Below are 18,207 nucleotides of genomic sequence, written 5' to 3' on the forward strand. Positions count from 1 at the left end.
CCCAACGGCACCCCCGTCATCGCCCCCACCCGCCTCGATTGACGGGATTCCAGCGGAAATCCGGCACCCGATTTCCACTGGAGTTCGAGACCCGCGACCTCGGACCGGACTCCCACTGAATCCCGGTGCCCGACTTCCACTGAGATCTTGGACCGGACTTCCACTGAAATCCGGTCCGGGGTGTGAAGAAGCCGAGGCCGCGAGCTCCCGGGGGAGTCGCGGCCTCGGCTCTTGGGGTTCTGGTGAGGTCGTCAGGACTGGGTCTTGGCGTCCGTGTCGTCCACTTCGGACTTGGTGGCTTTGTCGTCGTCCCGCTTCGAACCGGTGTCCTCGTCCGGTTCCGAGGTCTCCCCGTCGATGTCCTTGGCTTCGCCGTCGGAGTCCTTGGTCTCGGGCTCGTCGGCGCCGGATTCCCCGGACCCGGTCTCGTCTCCGTCGGAGCCCTCGGTCTCGTCTCCGTCGGAGTCCTCGGTCTCGTCGGCCTCGGAGTCGCCGTTCGACTTGGGTTCTGCTGTGGAGGGGATGTCTTCGGGATAGGGCTTGCCGGCCAGCAGGGCTGGGTCTTCGCGCTTGCCCCGGACGACGAGGAGGTAGATGACCGCGCCGAGGAGGACCACCACCGAGGTGAAGACGTTGATGCGGATGCCCAGGATGTGGGTCGCCTCGTCGCTGCGCATCATCTCGATCCACACCCGACCGGCCGTGTACCCGGCGACGTAGAGCGCGAACACGCGGCCGTGGCCCATCCGGAACTTGCGATCAGCCCACAGCACCAGCAGGAACACGCCGACGTTCCACAGCAGCTCGTACAGGAACGTCGGGTGCACCACGGTGATCGGCGTCGGGTCGACCGCCACGCCCGCGATCGGGTCGGCGAGCCCGGTCTCCGGGTCGATGCGCCGGTAGATCTCCAGGCCCCACGGCACATCCGTCGGACCGCCGTAGAGCTCCTGGTTGAACCAGTTGCCCAGTCGGCCGACGGCCTGCGCCAGCACCAGACCGGGCGCGACGGTGTCGGCGAACGCGGGCAGCGGCACGCCTCGCTGGCGGCAGCCGATCCAGGCGCCCACGGCACCGAGCGCGACCGCGCCCCAGATGCCGAGGCCGCCCTCCCAGACCTTCAACGCGTCCAGCGGGTTGCGGTCCGGGCCGAAGTACTTGTACCAGTCAGTGGCCACGTGGTAGAGCCGCCCGCCGATGAGGCCGAACGGCACCGCCCACACCGCGACGTCGACGACCGTGCCCTCGCGACCGCCGCGGGCGATCCAGCGACGGTTGCTGATCCACACCGCGAGCACGATGCCGGCGATGATGCACAGCGCGTACGCGCGCAGCGGGATCGGCCCGATGTACCAAACCCCCTGCGGAGGGCTCGGGATGTTGGCCAGGAGCGGACTAGCCGAAGTGGCAACCGTGGCATTCACGACGCTTACGGTATCGGGCGCCCCACCACAGGTGAGCACCCCCCGTGCAGCATCACGGCAGGACGACGAACCCGTGACCCGGCGGCGAAGAACCTTCCGGACTGCTCATCACCGCAGAACCGCTCAGAACCCGCAGCGGTGCCAGTTGCTCGAGTCGTGCTGCCTTGCTTCAGCCTCCGCGCACGCCCGCTGCGAGGTCTGCGGCGAGGGCGCGAACGCCCTCCGGGCCGTCCTGCTCCGCGCTGGTCACGAACGCCGAGCCGACGATCACGCCGTCGGCGAAGCGCGCCACCTCGGCCGCCTGCTCGCGGGAGCGCACGCCCAGACCGACGCCGATCGGCAGATCGGTGTGCGCGCGGGTGCGCTCCACCAGGCCGGACGCGGCCGAGCCGACCGAGTCGCGGGCACCGGTCACGCCCATCACGGACGTGGCGTAGACGAAACCGCTGCTGGCCTTGGCGGTCAGCGCGAGCCGCTCCTCGGTGGAGGACGGTGCGACCAGGAAGATCCGGTCCACACCGCGCTCGTCGGTGGCGGCGATCCAGTCCTCGGCCTCGTCGGGGATGAGGTCCGGGGTGATCACGCCGAGCCCGCCCGCCGCCTGGAGGTCGCGGGCGAAGGCGTCCACGCCGTAGCGGTGCACGGGGTTCCAGTAGGTCATCACCACCGCGTTGCCACCGGCCTCGGCGATGGCGGAGACGATGTCGAACACCTGCCGAACGCGAAAACCGGCGCGCAGGGAGGTCTCGCTGGCGGCCTGGATGGTAGGCCCGTCCATCACCGGGTCGGAGAACGGCAAACCGACCTCGACGAGGTCGCAGCCACCGTCGATCATCGCCTTGAACAGCTCCTCGCTGCCCTCGACGGTCGGGTAACCGGCGGGCAGGTACCCGATCAAAGCCGCCCGGGACTCGTCGCGGCACGCCTGGAAGACCTCACGCAGGCTCATCACGCCTCCTCGTCGACGAGCCCGAAGTACTTCGCCGCAGTGTCCATGTCCTTGTCGCCCCGGCCTGAGAGGCTGACCACGATGAGCCCGTCCGGGCCCAGCTCCTGGCCGAGCTCGATCGCCCCCGCCAGGGCGTGCGCGGACTCGATCGCCGGGATGATGCCCTCGGTGCGCGACAGCAGCTGGAACGCCTGCATCGCCTCGTCGTCGGTCACCGAGTGGTACTCCGCCCGGCCGGTGTCCTTGAGGTAGGAGTGCTCCGGGCCGACACCCGGGTAGTCCAGCCCCGCGGAGATCGAGTACGCCTCGATGACCTGCCCGTCCTCGTCCTGGAGCAGGTATGAGCGGGCGCCGTGCAGCGTGCCCGGGGTGCCCTCGCCGAGGGTCACGCCGTGCTCACCGGACTCGATGCCGTGACCGGCGGGCTCGTAGCCGACCAGCCGCACGTCGGCGTCGTCGATGAAGCCGTGGAAGATGCCGATCGCGTTCGAACCGCCGCCGACGCAGGCCACGACAGCGTCGGGCAGCCGACCGGCCATCGCCAGCGTCTGCTCGCGGGCCTCGTCACCGATGACGCGGTGGAAGTTGCGCACCATCATCGGGAACGGGTGCGCCCCCGCGGCGGTGCCCAGCAGGTAGTGGGTGTGGTCGACGTTGGCGACCCAGTCGCGCAGCGCCTCGTTGATGGCGTCCTTGAGCGTCGCCGAACCGTTGGCCACCGGGATGACCTCGGCGCCGAGCAGCCGCATCCGGGCGACGTTGAGGGCCTGGCGCTCGGTGTCGACCTTGCCCATGTAGATCACGCACTCCAGGCCCAGCAGCGCGCAGGCGGTCGCGGTGGCCACGCCGTGCTGACCGGCACCGGTCTCGGCGATGACGCGGCGCTTGCCCATCCGCTTGACCAGCAGCGCCTGCCCCAGCACGTTGTTGATCTTGTGCGAGCCGGTGTGGTTGAGGTCCTCGCGCTTGAGCAGCACGCGGGCGCCGCCCGCGTGCTCGGCGAAGCGCTTGGCCTCGGTCAGCAGCGACGGGCGACCGGCGTAGTTGCGCAGCAGGTCGTCGAGCTCGGCGAGGAACTCCGGGTCCTGCTGGGCCTTGGCGTACTCGGCGGCGAGCTCGTCCTGTGCCGCGATCAGCGCCTCCGGCATGAACCGGCCGCCGTACTCGCCGAAGTGCCCGCGCCCGTCCGGATCGTGCCCCTCGGGCACGGGCGTGCCCTGGCGGTGGGCGCGCGCGGCGTCAGCCCCGACGGTCATTGCCTTACCTCCTGTGCTTCGCACGCCGCGCCGTCGAGCCTCAGCGGCTCGGACGCGGACATGCCGGGTGCGACCCGGCCGTCACCAGCTGGTTGACCGCCGATTTCGGGTTGTCGCTGGTCACCAGGCCCTCGCCGACCAGAACGGCGTCGGCGCCGGAACCCGCGTAGGCCATCAGGTCGCTGGGGCCGCGAACACCGGACTCGGCGACCTTGAGGATGTCCTGCGGCAGCCCCGGAGCGATCCTGCCGAAGACGTCGCGGTCCACTTCGAGGGTATGCAGGTTGCGCGCGTTGATGCCAATGATCTTCGCCCCGGCCTCCAACGCGCGGTCGGACTCCTCGGCGGTGTGCACCTCCACCAGCGCGGCCATGCCCAGCGACTCCACCCGATCGAGCAGCGCCTCCAGCACGTTCTGCTCCAGGGCGGCCACGATCAGCAGCACCATGTCCGCGCCGTGCGCGCGGGCCTCGTGCACCTGGTAGGGGCTGACCACGAAGTCCTTGCGCAGGACCGGTGTGGCCGGAACGCGCTTGCGCACCGCGGTCAGGTCGGCCAGCGAACCGCCGAAGCGGCGCTGCTCGGTGAGCACGCTGATCACGCGGGCACCCGCGTCGGCGTAGTCGGCGGCGAGATCGGCCGGTTCTGCGATCTCAGCCAGCTCGCCCTTGGACGGGCTGCGCCGCTTGACCTCGGCGATGACGCCCACGCCCTGCGATTTGAGCGCGGCCAGCACGTCGTGCGGCGGCGTCGCCGCCGCGGACAGCTGCTTGATCTCGTCGAACGGAATCGCCGATTCGCGCACCGCGAGATCCTCGCGAACGCCTTCGATGATGTCTTCCAGTACGGTCACGCGAACACCTCGCCGGCTGTGCCCCGAACACTCACCCGCAATGCCCAGACCCTGCTGAATGCGCGGTTGAACTCATTGCGCTCGATCACGACACTCCCCTTCCCGCCGTGCCGTCGCATGGCCGATGCTAAACCTCACCGACCGACCCCCTTACCAAGGGGTGGGCCGGGAGTCCCAGCGCAGCAAGGACCTTTGGTCCTGTCGCGAGGAGGACGCACCGGCTCCGGACGACGTCGAACAGCAGTTTTGGCAACCCTGGAGATCTTTCAGCGATCGTCTTCGTCCGTGGGATCACGACCGGCGTCCAGTTCGTTCCACAGCCGCCTGTCCGGATCCTGGGATTTCTGCTCCTTGGCGGCTCCCGGCGCCGAGTAGCGCGCGCCCATCGCCGGCATCCGGCCCGCACGCACGATCACCAGCACACCCGCGATCACCAGCAGTAACGCACCCAGCGCCATGAGCGACGGCCCGATCGGCGAGCTGGAGAGCTCACCGATCGGCGTGCTGCCCTGCGGTACGTCGCCGTTGGCGTGGGTGGACCAGCCGCCGCTGAAGTGCCCGAAGGCGCGCCAGGCCAGCAGCCCACCGGCCAGCGCGATCAGCACGCCGACCAGGCGGCGCAGCAGCCCGCCGGTGGCCAGCACCGCGGCGACGGCGGCCAGCGCCGCCAACGCCATCGGACCCAGTTCCGGGCGGAGCACCGCGCCGGTCATGCCGCTGGTCGTCTCGGTGCCCATCGGAGTGCGGAAGCGCTGGCTCAGCCAGGTCAGCCCCGAGGCTCCCCACAGCGCACCGGCACCCGCGAGCACCAGCAGCAGCACCGACCACAGCAGCCCCTTCGAGGGCGGCCGGGGCTCAGACCCGCTGGTCAACGGCCGCCTCCCGGTCGCTCGGCGCCGCCAGCGTCTCGGCGGTGGCCACGGCGTTGAGCACAGCACGGGCCTTGTTCAGGCACTCCTGGTCCTCGGCGACCGGGTCCGAGTCGGCGACGATGCCGCCACCGGCCTGCACGTAGGCGCGGCCGTCGCGGACCAGGGCGGTGCGGATCGCGATCGCGGTGTCGGCGTCCCCGGCGAAGTCCAGGTAACCGACCACACCGCCGTACTGGGCGCGCCGCGTCGGCTCCAGCTCCTCGATCAGCTCCAGCGCGCGCGGCTTCGGCGCACCCGACAGCGTCCCGGCCGGGAAGCAGGCGGTGATCGCGTCGAACGCCGTCTTGTCGTCGGCGAGCTGGCCGGTGACCGTGGAGACGATGTGCATGACGTGGCTGTAGCGCTCGATGCGGAAGAAGTCGACCACCCGCACCGAACCCGGCTTGCAGACCCGGCCCAGGTCGTTGCGGCCGAGGTCGACCAGCATCAGGTGCTCGGCGCGCTCCTTCTCGTCGCTGAGCAGGTCCTTCTCCAGCAGCACGTCCTCGTCCTCGTCGGCGCCGCGCCAGCGGGTACCGGCGATCGGGTGCGTGGTGGCCTGCCCGTCGTGCACGGTGACCAGGGATTCCGGGCTGGAGCCGACGATGTCGAAGGGCGTGCCGCCGTTGGGGTCGTCCAGCCGCAGCAGGTACATGTACGGGCTCGGGTTGGTGGTGCGCAGCACCCGGTAGATGTCCAGCGCGTCGGCCTGGGTGTCCACTTCGAAGCGCTGCGAGACGACCACCTGGAACGCCTCGCCCGCGCGGATGGCCTCCTTGGCCTTCTCCACCGCCGCGTGGTGCTCCTCGGGCCGGCGCTTGCGCTGGAAGTCCGGCTTCGGGCGGGAGAAGGTCGCCACCGTGGGCGCCGCCGGGGTCTGCAGCCGCTCGGTCATCTCGTCGAGCCTGCGCACCGCGTCGTCGTAGGCGGCGTCCACCCGCTCCGGACTGTCGTCCCAGTTCACCGCGTTGGCGATCAGCGTGATCGTGCCCTCGTGGTGGTCCAGCGCCGCCAGGTCGGTGGCCAGCAGCATCACCATCTCCGGGATCTGCAGGTCGTCCTCGGTCAGCTGGGGCAGCCGCTCCAGCCTGCGCACGGCGTCGTAGCCCATGTAGCCGACCATGCCGCCGGTCAGCGGCGGCAGGCCGGGAAGGGGGTCGGTGTGCAGCAGGCGGACGGTTTCGCGCAGCGCCTGCAGCGGATCGCCGCTGCTGGGCAGGCCGACCGGCGGGGTGCCGGTCCAGTGCGCCTCACCGTCGCGGACGGTCAGGGCGGCGGCGCTGCTGGCTCCGATGAACGACCACCGCGACCAGGATCGACCGTTCTCGGCGGACTCGAACAGGAAGGTGCCGGGTCGGTTCCCGGCGAGCTTGCGGTAGACCCCTAGCGGGGTTTCGTCGTCCGCGAGCAACCGCCGCACCACCGGAATCACCCTGCGGTCCGCCGCCAGGGTTCGGAACTCCTCGCGTCCTGGGCTGATACTGCCGATCTCACCATCGCCGACCATGGGTGTCATTGTGCCGCGCACCCGTCGGGCCCGGTGCGGGACCTCCGCTTTGCCTCGCCGGTGCCGGTGCCGCCAGGATGGGTGGGTGAGCACGACCGAACCGAAGCGGCGTGGCCGCAGGCCCCACGGCGCCGACACGAAGGCGGCACTGCTGACCGCCGCGCGCGAGGTGTTCGCCGAGCAGGGTTACGACGCGGCCACCGTGCGCGCCATCGCGGGCAGCGCCGGAGTCGATCCGGCCATGGTCAAGCACTGGTTCGGCGGCAAGGAGGGGTTGTTCACCGCCGCGGTCCAAATCCCGATCAACCCCGCCGAGATCGTCCGCCAGGTGCTGGAGGGACCGCGCGAGCAGATCGCCGAGCGGATCCTGCGCCGGTTCGTCGCCGCCTGGGACACCGTCGGCGGCGGGCAGTTCGCGGCGCTGATGCGCAGCGTCGCTGGCAACGAGCAGGCCGTCACCATGCTCCGCGAGTTCGTGCAGAACGTGCTGTTCAACCGGCTGATCAAGGTCCTGGACGTCGACCACCCGGAGCTGCGGGTGGCGCTGTGCGGCTCCCAGCTGATCGGCCTGGGCATGGCCCGCTACGTGGTCCGCATCGAGCCCCTGGCCTCGGCCGACGCCGACACCGTCGCGGCCACCATCGGCCCCAACCTCCAGCGCTACCTCACCGGGGACCTGTCAACGACGAACTCCAGCTGATACCGCGGACTGCTCAGGATTCGACGGCCAGCAGGACGTCGGCGTCGAAGCAGGTGTGATCGCCGGTGTGGCAGGCCGCGCCCTGCTGGTCGACGACCAGCAGCAGCGCGTCGCCGTCGCAGTCGAGTCGGACCTCGTGGACGTGCTGGGTGTGCCCGGACGTCTCGCCCTTGACCCAGTGGGCGCCGCGGCTGCGGGAGAAGTAGGTGGCGCGGCGGGTGGTGAGGGTGCGGTGCAGGGCCTCGTCGTCCATCCACGCCATCATCAGCACCTCGCCGGTGCCGCGCTGCTGCGCGATGGCGGCGACGAGCCCGTCGGCGTTGCGCTTGAGCCGGTCGGCGATCTCCGGGTCGAGCTCGCTCATCGGACCGTGATCCCTTCCGCCCGCATCGCGTCCTTGACCTCGCCGATGCGCAGTTGTCCGAAGTGGAAGACGCTGGCGGCCAGCACCGCGTCCGCCCCGGCGTGCACGGCGGGAGCGAAGTGCTCCACCGCGCCGGCCCCGCCGCTGGCGATCAGCGGCACCTCGACGACCTCGCGCACCGCGCGGATCATCTCGAGGTCGAAACCGGCCTTGGTGCCGTCGGCGTCCATCGAGTTCAGCAGGATCTCGCCGACGCCCAGCTGCTGCCCCTTCGCGGCCCACTCGACGGCGCAGATGCCGGTGCCCCGGCGTCCACCGTGCGTGGTGACCTCGAAACCGGACGGCGTGGGCTGCCCGTCCTCGGGAACCCGGCGGGCGTCGACCGACAGCACCACGCACTGCGCGCCGAACCTCTTCGAGGCCTCGTTGAGCAGCTCCGGCCGCGCGATCGCGGCGGTGTTCAGGCTGACCTTGTCGGCCCCGGCGCGCAGCAGCCGGTTGATGTCGTCGGTGCTGCGCACGCCGCCACCGACGGTCAGCGGGATGAACACCTGCTCGGCGGTGCGCCGGACCACGTCGAAGGTCGTCTCGCGGTCCGAGGAGGACGCGGTGACGTCGAGGAAGGTCAGCTCGTCGGCGTGCTCGGCGTCATAGGCGTTCGCCAGTTCGACCGGGTCACCGGCATCGCGGAGATCGGTGAAGTTGATTCCCTTGACGACCCGCCCCTGGTCCACGTCCAGGCACGGGATGACACGCACCGCAACACCCATGCGTCCAGCCTACGGTGACGGCCCGCGAACTTCGTCGTGGCCCCGACCACGCATGATCGAGGCCACGACGACCGTTCGTCACCAAGGTGCGGTGGGGGTTTCCACCGGGCTCGCCGCCGCGGGCACCTCCGGCTGGACGGCCGGGCAGTGGGCGCCTTCGGCGGGCATCACGCCGTCGATCAGGTAGGTGTGCGTGGCGTCAAGGGTGCACCGGTTGCGGTCGTAGACGCCGTGGCCCCAGCCGTCGTAGGTGAGCAGCGTGGCCTGCTCGATGTGGGAGTCCACAGTGGTCGCCCAGTTGTACCCCGTCGCCGGGTCGTGCAGGGCGTTGAGGATGAGGACCGGTGCGTCCGTGCGGATTCGCGGAACGTGCTGCGGGTTCTGCACCGGCGCCCGCCAGCCGAGGCAGGACGGGGCCACCACGCCGCCCACGCCGGCGCGCACGTGCGGGGCCGCCTGCTGCTGCCGCCGGAACAGTTCGGCGTAGTGCTCGGCGGAATCGACCTCGATGCGGTGGTCGTTGCAGAACGCCGCCGCCGGGTTCGGGACCGCCTCCTGATGCTGCGCGGGGGAGATCGGCGCACTGTCGCGCAAGGCGTCGAGCTCGGCTGCCAGCGCGTGCCAACTCGGCCCGTAGAAGCCGCCGACGGCTCCGCGGGTGAGCTCGACCGGCGTCATCGGCCCGGAACCGCCCGGCTCCTGCAGCTCACCGGCCTCGGCCCGCTCGTAGAGCTCGTCGTAGACCGCGCCGACGTCCTCGCCGTGCAGCGCGCACGCGGTGTCCCGGTCGCACCACTTCGCGAACTCGTGGAACGAGTCCTCCGCGGCCTCGGCTTGGGTGACCAGGAAACCGGCGGTGTCCTGGCTGTGGTCGAAGACGCTGTCGAGCACCAGCGACCGGACGCGCTCGGGGAATTGCTCGGCGTACATCTGCCCGGTCAGCGTCCCGTAGGAGATGCCGTAGAGGTTCAGCTGCTGCTCGCCGAGAGCTGCGCGGAACGCGTCGATGTCGCGGGCCGCGCTCGCCGTGTCCATGTGGTCGACGATCGCGCCGCTGCGCGCCCGGCAGTCGTCGGAAGCGCGGCGGTTGTGGTCGAGCAGCCGCTGGAAGTGCTCGGGTCCGTCCGGGAGGGGGTCCGGCGCTTGGTCGATCAGCGCGGGATCGCACTGCACCGGGTGGCTGGCGCCGAATCCGCGCGGGTCGAAGCTGACCACGTCGAACCGGGCGGCCAGGTCGGGCGCGAAGGGATTGGCGGCGACCAGCGGATCCACTCCGGTGCCGCCCGGGCCGCCGGGCATGTGGACCAGCGTGCCGATGCGGTTCTCCGGATCGGTCGCGGGACGCCGGGCCACGGCGATCTCGATCTGCTCGCCATGCGGGTTCGCCCAGTCCAGCGGGACCCGCACGGTCGAGCACTCGACCTCGGCGTTCTGCGCGCAGGGCTGCCAGTCCAGGGCGGGTTCGGCGTAGGCGGGCGCGGCCGCGCCCGCCGTGACTCCGACGGCCAGCAAGGCCCCCAGCAATCGTCGCATCGAGTTCCTCCAGGGTGGTCGGATCCGTGCTTCGGATCACGACCACCACCGTGGTGATCTCAGGCGACGGAGTCGATCAGGGTTTTCCCGGAGGAGGTCCGGAGTTTCAGCGAACGGCCGCCAGTGCCTCTTCGAGGGTGAAGTTCTGGGCGTAGAGGGCCTTGCCGACGATCGAGCCCTCCAGACCGGCCGAGGCGAGCTTCGACAGCGCGACGAGGTCGTCGACGCTCGACACCCCGCCGGAGGCGATCACCGGGGCGTCGGTGCGGGAGCAGACCTCGTGCAGCAGCTCGGTGTTCGGGCCCTGCAGGGTGCCGTCCTTGCTGACGTCGGTGACGACGTAGCGGCGGCATCCGGCGGCGTCGAGTCGGGCCAGCACCTCCCACAGGTCGCCGCCGTCCTTGGTCCAGCCGCGCGCGGCCAGGCGGTGGCCCTGCTCGGTGATGCGCACGTCCAACCCGACGGCCACCCGGTCGCCGTACTCGGCCACCACGCGGTCGGCCCACTCCGGGTTCTCCAACGCGGCGGTGCCGAGGTTGACCCGCGCGCAGCCGGTGGCCAGCGCGGCTTCCAGGGAGGCGTCGTCGCGGATGCCGCCGGAGAGCTCGACCTGCACGTCCAGCTCCCCGGTGACCTCGGCCAGCAGCTCGCGGTTGCTGCCGCGGCCGAACGCGGCGTCGAGGTCGACCAGGTGGACCCACTCCGCACCCGCGCGCTGCCAGGTCAGCGCGGCCTCCAGCGGATCACCGTAGGAGGTTTCGGTACCGGCGGCGCCCTGCACGAGGCGGACGGCCTGCCCATCGGCAACGTCAACAGCGGGAAGCAGAGTGAAGCTCACGCCCACAACCCTAATGACGCCGCGTCGCGCCCGAACACCCGGCCACCACCTCCGCCTGCCCCTTCGCAGCCGCGCCAGGTGGAGTCCCGACCGCGGGGTCGGGTCCCTCGCGCGGTATCCGAAGCCGGGACCGTCCGCGAAGGTCAGCGGCGGGACTTCTCGCTGCGGAGGATGGCCACCAGCGGAACGGCGAAGACCAGCAGGCTCAGCGCGACCACGCCCAGCAGGGGAACACCCGCCTGGATCAGGTACGGGGCGCCGACGGTCGAGGCCATGCCGACCGCGAGCACCAGCGCGATGATCCGGACCGCGTTCGGGCCGAACAGCCCGTGCCGGCGGGTCACAGGGCTTCCAGCCAGTTGCGCAGCAGCCGGGCACCGGCGTCGCCGGACTTCTCCGGGTGGAACTGGGTGGCCATCAGTGCTCCGTTCTCGACGGCGGCCACGAACGGCTCGCCGTGCTCTGCCCAGGTCACCTGGGGGGTGGCGATCGCGTCGGAGCTCTCCAGCTCCCACTTGCGGACCGCGAAGGAGTGCACGAAGTAGAAGCGGGCGTCGGCGTCCAGGCCGGCGAACAGCACGCTGTCGCTCGGCGCCTGGACGGTGTTCCAGCCCATGTGGGGCAGCACGTCGGCCTGCAGCCGCTCCACGGTGCCGGGCCACTGGCCGCATCCGTCAGCCTGCACACCGTGCTCCACGCCCTGCCCGAACAGCACCTGCATGCCCACGCAGATGCCCAGCACCGGTCGACCACCGGAGAGCCGCTGGTCGATGATCTTGTCGCCGCCGACCGCGAGCAGCCCTTCCATGCAGGCCGCGAACGCGCCGACGCCCGGGACCACCAAGCCCTGCGCCTCGACGGCGGCACGATGGTCAGCGGTCACCTCGACGTCGGCGCCCGCGCGCTGGAGAGCGCGTTCGGCGGAGCGGAGGTTGCCTGATCCGTAGTCCAAGATGACGACTCGTGCCACGGGTTCAGGCTACCGGCCTCACGCGACCCGTTCTCCGGCCCCGTGCAGGAAGTGCGCCACCTCGCCCGCGATGCCGGTCGGTCCGAGGCCGTGCGCGGCCTCGTGCTCGTCCGCGGTGCCGTAGGCGCGCAGCTCCCGGTCCCGGCGCACGCCCAGCGACAGCACCCGGTGCGGGGTGTCGGCCAGCGCCTCGGCGACCTCGTGGGCGGAGGTGCCCCTCAGGTAGGGCTCGACGAGCACGACGTCCGGGCTCGCGGTGCGGACGGCGGCGCGCAGCCCGTCGGCGTCGAAGGGCCGGATCGTGGCGGTGTAGAGGACGGTGACGTCCATCGCGGCGGTGGCCGCCAGCACCGGCGCGAGAATCGGGCCCACGGCCAGCACAACGCCGTCGCGGCCGTGCCGCACCGGGTGCCAGCCGGGCCCGGTCACCAGCGGTTCGACGTTCGCGCGATCGGACAGTCGCAGGTAGACCGGGCCGTCGTGGGCGAACTCGCGACTCAGCAGGGCATCGACCTCGTCAGGGTGGCCGGGCACGTGCACGGTCCAGCCGGGCAGCGTGTCGATCAGCGCGACGTCACCCGGAGCCATGTGGGTGCGCCCGGCCGCCGGGTAGTCGTAGGAGGCGCCGGTGCTCACCGCGATCGCCCCGACTCCCTGGTGGCCGAGGTCGAGCTTGAGCTGCTCGAAGGGTCGTTCCACGACGAACGGCGTGATCGAGTGCAGCACCGGCCGCATCCCCGCCAGGGCCAGTCCCCCGGCGACACCGACCATGGCCTGCTCCCGGATGCCGACGTTGAACACGCGGTCGGCGTGCCGGTCGAGGGCGTCGGTGAAGCGGTCGGCGGAGATCTCCGCCAGCACCAGCGCGACCCTCGGGTCGGCGTCCATGGCCTCGGTGGTGGTGCGCACGAACTGCTCGCGCATGCTCATCGGTTCCCCCCTCGGGGCTCGACCTCGGCGACCACCGCGAGGGGGCGGTCGGTGGAGGTGGCGCTCAGCGCCTGGTGGAGCGCGGTGTGGTCGCGGCCGTCGACCGCGCGGGTCGCCCAGCCCTCGCGCGCGAAGCGGTCGGCGATGCCGCCGGGCCAGCCGGTGCTGGACGAGCGGTTGTCGATCACCACGGTGGTCAGCCGGCCCAGTCCCCAGCGCCCGGCGACCTGGATTGCCTCGTGGTTGCTCCCCTCGTCCAGTTCGGCGTCGCCGACGAGCACGACCACGCGCGGCCGATCGAGCCCCCGCGCGCGCAGCCCCAGAGTCACGCCGAGGGCGAGCGGGAGGCCGTGCCCGAGCGAGCCGCTGCCGATCTCCACGCCGGGCGCCAGCATCCGGTCGGGGTGGAAGCCCAGTCGGGAGTCGAACTCGCCGAAGCGGTCCAGTTCGGCCGGGTCGAGGAAGCCCTTGGCGGCCAGGACCGCGTAGTAGGCCATCGGCCCGTGCCCCTTGGACAGCAGGAACCGGTCGCGCTGCGGATCGTCGACGCGGTCCGGGTCGACCGACAGGACCTGGTCGTAGAGCACCCACAGCACGTCGAGGGTGGAGGTGGCGGCGGAGTCGTGCTTCTCGTCGCCGGTCATCCTGGTCATCAGCGGACGCAGGTCCGCGTGTTGGTAGTCCGTCCTGATCGCCATGCGCACCAGGATGGGACTTCGAGTTAAGTCGAAGTCAAGCGCGGAATCCTCCACCATACTGAAGGTTTGAGCTAGCCTTGCCAGCGTGACGAAACTACCCGCCCTGCTGACCATCGGGGAGGTCGCGCACCGCAGCGGAGTCGCCCAGACCGCGCTGCGCTTCTACGAGGAACGCGGCCTGATCAGCTCCACCCGCACCACCGGGAACCAGCGCCGCTACCAGCGGGCCGTGCTGCGCCGGCTGGCGTTCATCCGCGCCGCGCAGCGGGTCGGTCTGAGCCTGGAGCAGATCTCCGAGGCCCTCGCCACGCTCCCCGACGACCACGCGCCCACCAAGACCGACTGGTCCCGGCTCTCCCGCCGATGGCGCGACGAGCTCGACGCCCGCATCGACGGCCTGCAACGGCTGCGGGACAACCTCACCGGCTGCATCGGCTGCGGCTGCCTGTCGCTGCGCACCTGCATCCTCAACAACCCCGACGACCGCCAAGCCGAGAACGGCCCAGGAGCCCCCCTCCTCCGCCCCGAGTCCGACCACGCGACCTGACCCCGCGCCCCGGCCGAAGAACAACACTCCCACCAGCTGATCACCACCAACGTCCCCACCGGCCGATCACCAGGATTCCAGTGGAAATCGGGGTCCTGATTCCCACTGAGATCCGGTACCGGAGGTGACCGGGTGGGGTCGGAACCCGTGGGATCGGTCAGGATTCGCCTGTCCAGGTGTAGGTCATCTCCGGGCGGCCGACCGCGCCGTAGGTGGGGAGGCGTTCGACCATGCCGGTACCGGCGAGGTATTCGAGGTAGCGGCGGGCGGTGACGCGGGAGACACCGGCGGCTTCGCCCACGGCGCCCGCTGAGCCTCCGGAGGGCATGGCCCGGAGGGCGGTGACGATCGCGGCGAGGGTTTCCTCGCCCATGCCTTTGGGCAGGGCCGCTCGGTGCACTCCCCGGAGCGTGGAGAAGGCGCGGTCGATCTCGGCCTGACCCTGGACCTCGCGGTCCTGGCCGAGGGTGGCGCGGAAGCGGGCGTAGTGCTCCAGCTTCTCGCGCATGGCGGCGAAGGTGAACGGCTTGAGCAGGTACTGCACGACACCGCTGGACACCGCAGCGCGCACCACCTTCAGATCCCGCGCCGAGGTCACCGCGATGACGTCGATGGGCAGTCCGGCGGTGCGCAGCGCGCGGGCCACCTGGAGCCCGTCCATGTCCGGTAGCCGCAAGTCCAGCAGAACCAGGTCCACCGAGGTGTGCTCGACGAACTGCAGCGCGGACTGACCGGTGCGGACCCGCCCGGCCACGGTGAAGCCCTCGACGCGGTTGACGTAGGCCTCGTGGGCCTCGCCGGCCACCGGGTCGTCCTCGACCACCAGAACCGAGATCACCGCGACGCCCCCGGGAGCCGGACGGTGAACACCGCACCGTCATCGCCACCGACGCCGACGGTGCCGCCGTGCCGCCGCACGCTCTGCCCGACCAGGGCCAGCCCGAGGCCGCGGTCGTCGGACTTCGTCGACCAGCCGCGCCGGAACAGCTCGGAGGTGTCGGCGGGGACACCGGGTCCGTTGTCGGCGACCCGGATCAGCAATTCGTCCGATGTGGATCGTATGGTCACCTCGACGCGCGGGCCCGGCCGATCGGCCACGGCCTCCACGGCGTTGTCGATCAAGTTCCCGAGGATGGTCACCAGGTCCCGGGAGTCGAGGTGCTCCAGCGCGGCGTCGTCGACCTCGGTGTCCTCGCTGAGCACCACCTCGACACCCCGCTCCCCAGCCTCGGCGCTCTTGCCCAGCAGCAACGCGGCCAGCACCGGTTCGCCGACGGAGCCGACGACCTGGTCGGTGAGCCGCTGCGCGAGGTCCAGCTCGGCGGTGGCGAACCCGACGGCTTCCTCGGCGCGTCCCAGTTCGATCAGCGAGACGACGGTGTGCAGCCGGTTCGCGGACTCGTGGGCCTGGGAGCGCAGCGATTCGGCGAAGCCGCGCATCGAGTCGAGCTCACCGCTGAGCGCCTGCAGCTCGGTGTGGTCCCGCAGCGTGACGACGCTGCCCAGGTCGCGGCCGCCGCTGCGCACCGCGGAGACGTTGACCAGCAGCACCCGGTCGTCGGTCAGGTGCACCTCGTCGAGGACCGCGCGGCGACCAAGGGTGTCCACGAGGGACGGCGGCAGGTCCAGCGCGGACACCTGCTCACCTTCGATCTCGGCGGGATCCAGCGAAAGCAGCACAGCGGCACCATCGTTGCACAGCGTCACGCGGCCGTCGGGCGCCACCAGCAGCAGGCCTTCGCGCACCGCGTGCAGGATCGCGTCGTGGTACTCGTACATCCGCGACAGCTCCGCCGGGCGCATGCCGTGGGTGTGCCGCCGGATCCGCGCGTTGACCAGGTAGGTCAGCGCGCCGCCGAGCAGCAGCGCACCGCCCGCGACGAGCACCAGCACGGTCACCTGCCTGCTCAGCTCGTCGGTGAGCACGCGCACGGTGATGCCGTCGGCCACCAGTCCCACCATCTGGGAACCCCGGTGCACCGGCACGACCGCGCGCACCGACGGGCCCAGCGTGCCGGTGTAGGTCTCGACGAGCACCCGATCGGGATCGATGTTGCCTCGGAACGGCTTGCCGATGCGGGACGGGTCGGGGTGGGTGTGGCGGATTCCCTGCGGCGACATGATCGTGATGAAGTCGACCCCCGCGTCGGCCCTGACCCGCTCCGCCAGCGGCTGCAGGGTCGCGGTCGGGTCGGGCGCGACCAGGCCGTCGGCAACGGCGGGCTGCGCGGCCAGCGTGCGCGCCACTGCCACGACCTTGTCGCGCGCGGCGTCCTCGGTCCGGCGCCCGGCGTCGTACCAGGCCAGGGCCGCTCCGGCGAGCACGACGAAGGCCACGACGAAGATCTGGAGCACGAACAGCTGGCGCGCCAGGCTCCACCGCGGGGAGAACCGGTTCCGGTATCTGGACATCACTTACTCATGTCGACGATGTGAACACAATGAACAGAAGCGAGACGGGGTTGATGCAAAGCTCGCATAGTCTCCGTCCAGATCTTTCCGTGACCTGGGACACGCACGGTGAATCGTATGTGACCCGGAGACACCGGCACCGCAAGGAGTTCAACAGTGGCTAGCAATGATGCTGCGCCGACGAAACGTCGGGACAGAACGCACTACCTCTACATCGCGGTGATCATCGCCGTGGTGGCGGGCATCGCCGTCGGCTTCGCAGCCCCCGACGTCGGCAAGGCCCTCAAGCCGTTGGGCACCGGATTCGTGAACGTGATCAAGATGATGATCTCGCCGATCATCTTCTGCACGATCGTGCTCGGCGTCGGAAGCGTCCGCAAGGCCGCCAAGGTCGGCCGGGTCGGCGGTCTCGCGCTGGCCTACTTCCTGATCATGTCTGTGGTCGCGCTGGTCATCGGCCTGGCAGTCGGCAACGTGCTGCACCCGGGCGAGGGTCTGCAGATCACCGACGAGCTCCGCGGCTCGGGCGCCGAGCAGGCCGGCGAGGAAGCGCAGAGCACCACCGAGTTCCTGCTCGGGATCATCCCGAAGACGCTGGTGTCCGCCCTGACCGAGGGCGAGGTGCTGCAGACGCTGCTGGTGGCGCTGCTGGCCGGTTTCGCGCTGCAGGGCATGGGCGAGAAGGGCCTGCCGATCCTCCGCGGCATCGAGCACATCCAGCGCCTGGTGTTCAAGATCCTGGCGATGGTCATGTGGGCAGCCCCGATCGGCGCGTTCGGCGCCATCGCGGCCGTGGTCGGCGCCACCGGCGTGGACGCGCTCAAGAGCCTCGCGGTGATCATGCTCGGCTTCTACACGACGTGCGTGCTGTTCATCTTCGTCGTGCTGGGATCGGCGCTGTGGTTGTTCGCGCGGGTCAACATCTTCTCGCTGCTCCGCTACCTGGGCCGCGAGTTCCTGCTCATCGTGTCGACCTCGTCGTCGGAGGCGGCGCTGCCGCGGCTGATCGCGAAGATGGAGCACCTGGGCGTGAGCAAGCCGGTCGTGGGCATCACGGTTCCCACCGGCTACTCGTTCAACCTCGACGGCACGATGATCTACCTGACGATGTCGTCGCTGTTCATCGCCAGCGCTCTGGGCGACCCGCTGTCGATCGGTGAGCAGGTCGGTCTGCTGCTGTTCATGATGGTCGCGTCGAAGGGCGCGGCGGGCGTCAGCGGCGCAGGCTTGGCCACCTTGGCCGGAGGTCTGCAATCGCACCGCCCGGAGCTGCTCGACGGTGTCGGCCTGATCGTGGGCATCGACCGGTTCATGTCGGAGGCCCGCGCGCTGACCAACTTCGCGGGCAACGCGGTGGCCACGGTCCTCATCGGCTCGTGGACCAAGGAGCTCGACCGCGCCCAGATGCAGCAGGTCTTCGCCGGCGACTCGCCGTTCAACGAGGAGACGTTCGTCGATGACGGTGGCGTGACCGAGGAGAAGACTCCCGAGAAGGTCTGACCCCGAACCCGGAACCGCCCTTCGCCCAGCGCGAGGGGCGGTTCC

19 protein-coding genes are annotated in these 18,207 nt (G+C 70.7%); 3 read left to right on the forward strand and 16 right to left on the reverse strand.

The window, feature by feature from the left end; all coding sequences use genetic code 11:
- Nucleotides 1-251 precede the first annotated feature (251 nt).
- From lgt to E1161_RS06215, 6 genes are all read right to left on the reverse strand, one after another.
- Complete coding sequence (lgt, locus tag E1161_RS06190) at nt 252-1,424, reverse strand: prolipoprotein diacylglyceryl transferase (protein ID WP_132620528.1); 1,173 nt, start codon at nt 1,422-1,424, stop codon at nt 252-254.
- Nucleotides 1,425-1,593: 169 nt separating this feature from the next.
- Nucleotides 1,594-2,373 carry a tryptophan synthase subunit alpha gene (trpA, locus tag E1161_RS06195; protein ID WP_132620530.1) on the reverse strand — a complete coding sequence of 260 codons (780 nt, stop codon included), beginning with the start codon at nt 2,371-2,373 and terminating at the stop codon, nt 1,594-1,596.
- Nucleotides 2,373-3,629 (reverse strand): tryptophan synthase subunit beta, encoded by a 1,257-nt coding sequence (gene trpB, locus E1161_RS06200; RefSeq protein ID WP_132620532.1) that lies wholly within the window; start codon nt 3,627-3,629, stop codon nt 2,373-2,375. The genes trpA and trpB overlap by 1 nt, the downstream gene beginning before the upstream one ends.
- Before the next feature lie 40 nt (nt 3,630-3,669).
- Nucleotides 3,670-4,482, reverse strand: a complete 813-nt coding sequence (trpC, locus tag E1161_RS06205) for an indole-3-glycerol phosphate synthase TrpC (RefSeq protein WP_132620534.1) — start codon at nt 4,480-4,482, stop codon at nt 3,670-3,672.
- A 266-nt stretch (nt 4,483-4,748) separates the two neighbouring features.
- Nucleotides 4,749-5,354 carry a Trp biosynthesis-associated membrane protein gene (locus E1161_RS06210; protein WP_132620536.1) on the reverse strand — a complete coding sequence of 202 codons (606 nt, stop codon included), beginning with the start codon at nt 5,352-5,354 and terminating at the stop codon, nt 4,749-4,751.
- The gene (locus E1161_RS06215) at nt 5,338-6,900 is read right to left on the reverse strand and encodes an anthranilate synthase component I (RefSeq protein ID WP_132620538.1); all 1,563 of its coding nucleotides are present in this window, start codon (nt 6,898-6,900) and stop codon (nt 5,338-5,340) included. Before E1161_RS06215 ends, E1161_RS06210 begins: the two co-directional genes overlap by 17 nt.
- Before the next feature lie 85 nt (nt 6,901-6,985).
- Here E1161_RS06215 and E1161_RS06220 point away from each other — a divergent pair, with 85 nt between their 5' ends.
- A complete protein-coding gene (locus tag E1161_RS06220) occupies nt 6,986-7,600 on the forward strand; it encodes a TetR/AcrR family transcriptional regulator (RefSeq protein WP_235874825.1) in 615 nt (204 codons plus the stop codon).
- Nucleotides 7,601-7,613: 13 nt separating this feature from the next.
- Here E1161_RS06220 and hisI read toward each other — a convergent pair whose 3' ends face one another.
- The 8 genes from hisI to E1161_RS06260 all read right to left on the reverse strand — a co-directional run bounded on the left by hisI (nt 7,614) and on the right by E1161_RS06260 (nt 13,703).
- The gene (gene hisI, locus E1161_RS06225; protein WP_132620542.1) at nt 7,614-7,964 is read right to left on the reverse strand and encodes a phosphoribosyl-AMP cyclohydrolase; all 351 of its coding nucleotides are present in this window, start codon (nt 7,962-7,964) and stop codon (nt 7,614-7,616) included.
- Nucleotides 7,961-8,734 (reverse strand): imidazole glycerol phosphate synthase subunit HisF, encoded by a 774-nt coding sequence (hisF, locus tag E1161_RS06230; protein WP_132620543.1) that lies wholly within the window; start codon nt 8,732-8,734, stop codon nt 7,961-7,963. Before hisF ends, hisI begins: the two co-directional genes overlap by 4 nt.
- 78 nt (nt 8,735-8,812) lie before the next feature.
- Nucleotides 8,813-10,267, reverse strand: a complete 1,455-nt coding sequence (locus E1161_RS06235) for an alpha/beta fold hydrolase (RefSeq protein WP_132620545.1) — start codon at nt 10,265-10,267, stop codon at nt 8,813-8,815.
- Between the two features lie 106 nt (nt 10,268-10,373).
- Entirely contained in the window at nt 10,374-11,105 is a 732-nt protein-coding gene (gene priA / locus E1161_RS06240; protein WP_132620547.1) for a bifunctional 1-(5-phosphoribosyl)-5-((5-phosphoribosylamino)methylideneamino)imidazole-4-carboxamide isomerase/phosphoribosylanthranilate isomerase PriA, read from the reverse strand.
- Nucleotides 11,106-11,248: 143 nt separating this feature from the next.
- A complete protein-coding gene (locus E1161_RS06245) occupies nt 11,249-11,449 on the reverse strand; it encodes a hypothetical protein (RefSeq protein WP_132620549.1) in 201 nt (66 codons plus the stop codon).
- Complete coding sequence (gene hisH, locus E1161_RS06250; RefSeq protein WP_132620551.1) at nt 11,446-12,075, reverse strand: imidazole glycerol phosphate synthase subunit HisH; 630 nt, start codon at nt 12,073-12,075, stop codon at nt 11,446-11,448. The genes E1161_RS06245 and hisH overlap by 4 nt, the downstream gene beginning before the upstream one ends.
- An 18-nt stretch (nt 12,076-12,093) precedes the next feature.
- Complete coding sequence (locus tag E1161_RS06255; protein WP_132620553.1) at nt 12,094-13,005, reverse strand: transketolase family protein; 912 nt, start codon at nt 13,003-13,005, stop codon at nt 12,094-12,096.
- On the reverse strand, nt 13,002-13,703 hold the full coding sequence (locus E1161_RS06260; RefSeq protein ID WP_132620555.1) for a thiamine pyrophosphate-dependent enzyme: 702 nt from the start codon (nt 13,701-13,703) through the stop codon (nt 13,002-13,004). The genes E1161_RS06255 and E1161_RS06260 overlap by 4 nt, the downstream gene beginning before the upstream one ends.
- An 85-nt stretch (nt 13,704-13,788) precedes the next feature.
- On the opposite strand from E1161_RS06260, the gene soxR reads away from it, so the two are divergent.
- On the forward strand, nt 13,789-14,250 hold the full coding sequence (gene soxR, locus E1161_RS06265) for a redox-sensitive transcriptional activator SoxR (RefSeq protein WP_132620557.1): 462 nt from the start codon (nt 13,789-13,791) through the stop codon (nt 14,248-14,250).
- A 157-nt stretch (nt 14,251-14,407) separates the two neighbouring features.
- Here soxR and E1161_RS06270 read toward each other — a convergent pair whose 3' ends face one another.
- On the reverse strand, nt 14,408-15,088 hold the full coding sequence (locus E1161_RS06270) for a response regulator (protein WP_132620559.1): 681 nt from the start codon (nt 15,086-15,088) through the stop codon (nt 14,408-14,410).
- The gene (locus E1161_RS06275) at nt 15,085-16,662 is read right to left on the reverse strand and encodes an ATP-binding protein (protein ID WP_132620561.1); all 1,578 of its coding nucleotides are present in this window, start codon (nt 16,660-16,662) and stop codon (nt 15,085-15,087) included. The genes E1161_RS06270 and E1161_RS06275 overlap by 4 nt, the downstream gene beginning before the upstream one ends.
- Before the next feature lie 156 nt (nt 16,663-16,818).
- On the opposite strand from E1161_RS06275, the gene E1161_RS06280 reads away from it, so the two are divergent.
- Nucleotides 16,819-18,162, forward strand: coding sequence for a cation:dicarboxylate symporter family transporter (locus E1161_RS06280; RefSeq protein ID WP_132620563.1), 1,344 nt, complete (start codon nt 16,819-16,821; stop codon nt 18,160-18,162).
- The last annotated feature ends 45 nt before the right edge of the window (nt 18,163-18,207 follow it).

The sequence above is a fragment of the Saccharopolyspora aridisoli genome (assembly GCF_004348445.1).
GTDB lineage: Bacteria > Actinomycetota > Actinomycetes > Mycobacteriales > Pseudonocardiaceae > Saccharopolyspora > Saccharopolyspora aridisoli.

Bases quoted from the DNA above. Each gene is read 5' to 3' on its own strand.
- E1161_RS06255 (WP_132620553.1), bottom strand. From the start codon at position 13,005: ATGAGCATGCGCGAGCAGTTCGTGCGCACCACCACCGAGGCCATGGAC.
- trpB (WP_132620532.1), bottom strand. From the start codon at position 3,629: ATGACCGTCGGGGCTGACGCCGCGCGCGCCCACCGCCAGGGCACGCCC.
- hisI (WP_132620542.1), bottom strand. From the start codon at position 7,964: ATGAGCGAGCTCGACCCGGAGATCGCCGACCGGCTCAAGCGCAACGCC.
- E1161_RS06235 (WP_132620545.1), bottom strand. From the start codon at position 10,267: ATGCGACGATTGCTGGGGGCCTTGCTGGCCGTCGGAGTCACGGCGGGC.
- E1161_RS06215 (WP_132620538.1), bottom strand. From the start codon at position 6,900: ATGGTCGGCGATGGTGAGATCGGCAGTATCAGCCCAGGACGCGAGGAG.
- E1161_RS06275 (WP_132620561.1), bottom strand. From the start codon at position 16,662: ATGTCCAGATACCGGAACCGGTTCTCCCCGCGGTGGAGCCTGGCGCGC.
- hisF (WP_132620543.1), bottom strand. From the start codon at position 8,734: ATGGGTGTTGCGGTGCGTGTCATCCCGTGCCTGGACGTGGACCAGGGG.
- E1161_RS06260 (WP_132620555.1), bottom strand. From the start codon at position 13,703: ATGGCGATCAGGACGGACTACCAACACGCGGACCTGCGTCCGCTGATG.
- trpA (WP_132620530.1), bottom strand. From the start codon at position 2,373: ATGAGCCTGCGTGAGGTCTTCCAGGCGTGCCGCGACGAGTCCCGGGCG.